Genomic DNA, 752 nt, shown 5'->3' with positions numbered 1-752 from the left:
GTGCTTTCATTTCAAATATCTCATTCACTACTGTGTAATCGTAATATCCTAATCTGGCAATAGGTTTAATCGACTTAATGTCCAATTTACCATTATCAAGAATAACCTTATCGTCAATATGAACTTGGGCAACTCTTCCTATAACAATATCTACGGTAGATACTGGGTCTCCTGTCGGAATACGAATCGTTTGAACGTACTCACATTCAAAATGTACTGGCGATTCTTTGACTCGATAACCTGGTGCTTCTATACATGCTTCTTTCGTCACACCTGCATATTCAAATTCATCCTCTTCAGGTGGTAGTGCCTTCGACGATAAATTAACAGCTTCTCTTAAATCATACGTGGCCATGTTCCATACAAACCACCCTGTCTCTTCTGCATTTTTTACTGTATCTTTACGCTCATGATCACCAAGAACAGATTGATTTGCTGCGAACATAACCATAGGCGGATCCCAAGTTAAGTTTTGATACTGACTATAAGGCGCTAAATTATCTTTCCCATCTTTCGATACAGTAGAAATCCAACCTATTGGACGAGGTACTGTACTACTTTTAAATGGGTCGTGCGGTAAACCATGACTTCTTACACCTTGTTTTGGCGAATAATTCATACTATCTTCACCCCTTATAAGTAATTACATTTAAGGTTACGCCCTCTTTACATAAGCGTCTAATATAAATAAACAATTTATTTATAAGTAGAAACTATATATGACGTGGTTGCTTATAATTTGCGTTCTTGAT

Annotated in this window: 1 protein-coding gene; it reads right to left on the bottom strand. The window is 36.8% G+C overall.

Features of this window, described 5'->3' with window-relative positions; genetic code table 11:
- A partial coding sequence (locus IDG60_RS18025; protein ID WP_206161022.1) for a flavin reductase family protein occupies positions 1-619 on the bottom strand: 619 nt, incomplete at its 3' end.
- Positions 620-752 lie beyond the last annotated feature (133 nt).

It is taken from the genome of Staphylococcus sp. EG-SA-2 (assembly GCF_017152085.1).
Note: the sequence above shows the minus strand (reverse complement) of the source record. Positions and strands in the feature narration are given on the sequence as shown.